This is a genomic window from Caballeronia sp. M23-90 (genome assembly GCF_053574605.1).
The window spans coordinates 1-2,083 of sequence record NZ_JBSIPA010000716.1 but is presented as its reverse complement, the minus strand read 5'-3'; the positions used below and the strand labels follow the sequence as shown (position 1 = coordinate 2,083).

The following is a 2,083-nucleotide window of genomic DNA, read 5'->3' as shown; positions in this document are numbered from 1 at the left end:
TGCTGCGAGCTGGGCGGCTTCGCGCGTCCATTCGGGCGCGTCGGCGGGTTGATGCGCTTCCTGCGGCACGACGGTAACGGGACTTCCGAGTCCCTTGGCAATTGCCGCCGATGCACTCATCGAACGCTGCGGCAGGCCTTCGGTAACTGTCTGCGCAACACGTCGCGCATGTTCGATCAGCCAAGGGTTCGATTCGGCCATGGTGCGCGATGAATCTTCTTGCGCTGCGCGCATGCGGCGCGGCAACGGCTCGGCTTCGGGCGCGGGTTCGTTATCGTCGAGCGCGTCGAGCGGTTCCGGATTTGCGCCGAACACGGACGAGAAGACATCGCCGCTGGCGTAGGGGTTGGAAGCGTGATGCGCTGTGGGAGCGCTCGTGCTCACCGGCGCTTCTCTCAGCTTCAGTTCACGTTGCTGCGCAGCCGCTTTCGGGGAAATCTTCGCGAGATCGCCGTCGGCCACGGCCACGATTTCGACGCTGCCATCTTCCGTCACCCGGTTCGACAGGACCACCGCATCCGGACCCAGTGCCTCGCGCACGAGACGAAACGCGTCGCGACTCGTAGCACCGATGAATTTGCGGATGTTCATTTGACCCCCGTTGAGCTTGCGCCCACGCTGTTTTATTGCGGTTGAACGGTCTAGGTTGCTTGAGTCTTGCGCCCAGGCGACGTGCCGTTATCCAGTGAGTGAATTATTGCGTGGGTCGCCGCAATGCCATCGGCTGATAAGAGCCGGGAAAGCGGGGTAATTCGAGGGTTCGGCGGGGACCCCGGCGATGTGCGGGATCCAAAGCTCAAACATCAGAGGAATGAACGTGTCTTGCCGGGCTGCCAGGAAAATTTCGGCGTGCGATGGTGTGTTCTGATTCACGCGCCGCGCCATTATGTCGCTCACCGATTTATCCGAACGCAATAGGCACGGAGTCCATTCGTGATAATGGTTTTATTAAAAATCAGAAACGTATGGAGTTAACCTTCTTGGATAATGAATAATCTATAAATGCATCGAAATTTCTTTCGTGCGATGGAAAGAACCTCCATATAATAAATCGACAGGTTATTCACGATGCCGGCAAGAACCAACTGAATATTTCGCGTCCTGACATTAATCAAGGAAAATTGAAATGCCACAAAAATCGTTTCAGGCAGAGCCATTCGCATTGCCATTCAATCCGGCAACGACGGCATTGGTCATCATCGACATGCAACGTGATTTTGTTGAGCCGGGCGGATTCGGCGAAGCGCTGGGCAATGACGTATCGCTCGTGCGCACGGCCATCGAGCCATGCAGGAAATTGTTGAAGGCCGCACGGGACGCTCAGCTCCTGATCATTCACACGCGCGAAGGACATCGTGCGGATCTGGCGGATTGTCCGCCGGCCAAACTCACGCGCGGCGGCAAGCAATTCATTGGTACGGACGGACCCATGGGCCGCATCCTCGTGCGCGGGGAAGCCGGTCACGACATCATTCCGGAGCTGTATCCGGCGATCGGCGAACCCATCATCGACAAACCCGGCAAGGGCGCGTTTTATGAAACCGACCTGCAGTTGATCCTGCAAAACCATGGGATCAAGACGCTCATCGTGTGCGGCGTCACCACTGAGGTCTGCGTGACGACCACGGTTCGCGAAGCCAATGATCGCGGGTACGAATGCATCATCCCGGCCGATTGCGTTGGATCGTATTTTCCCGAATTCCAGAAATCGGCGCTGGAAATGATCAAGGCGCAGGGCGCGATCTTTGGCTGGGTGAGCGACGCGACGGCAGTGATCGACGGTTTGCGCGGCTGATCCTCAACTGACTTCCCAGGCACCGGACCATGGCGCTCCTCACCTTTGAAGTGTCTTCAGTCGGCTACCTTGCCGAGCACGGCCCGCGCGAGACGCGGCGGTTCTGGGTGCACAGCCACTTCCAGCATGCGTTGAATCTTTCATCGGCGAGCGGGGAGTTGCTGACCTTGCTCAGCCCGCGTTTCCAGAACTTGCCGACGGCTATCCGGATCGTCACGCCGCCGGGGTGGGACTGGCGTCATCAGTCGCGTCCGCGCGAGCCCGTCGTGCTCGAGGGCAACGTGCTGA

Annotated in this window: 2 protein-coding genes and 1 pseudogene; 2 read left to right on the top strand and 1 reads right to left on the bottom strand. The window is 58.5% G+C overall.

Translation table 11 applies throughout. The annotated features are described in order from the left end of the window. Nucleotides 1-591 (bottom strand): annotated as a pseudogene (locus ACRXB1_RS35070) (flagellar biosynthesis protein FlhF); the annotation flags it as partial. A gap of 535 nt (nucleotides 592-1,126) precedes the next feature. Here ACRXB1_RS35070 and ACRXB1_RS35065 point away from each other — a divergent pair. Beyond that, nucleotides 1,127-1,795: a cysteine hydrolase family protein gene (locus tag ACRXB1_RS35065; RefSeq protein WP_062168385.1), complete on the top strand. Its 669-nt coding sequence runs from the start codon at nucleotides 1,127-1,129 to the stop codon at nucleotides 1,793-1,795. A gap of 29 nt (nucleotides 1,796-1,824) precedes the next feature. Further along, on the top strand, nucleotides 1,825-2,083 hold a 259-nt coding region (locus tag ACRXB1_RS35060), incomplete at its 3' end, for a hypothetical protein (RefSeq protein WP_449494658.1).

Bases quoted from the DNA above. Each gene is read 5' to 3' on its own strand.
- ACRXB1_RS35065 (WP_062168385.1), top strand. From the start codon at position 1,127: ATGCCACAAAAATCGTTTCAGGCAGAGCCATTCGCATTGCCATTCAAT.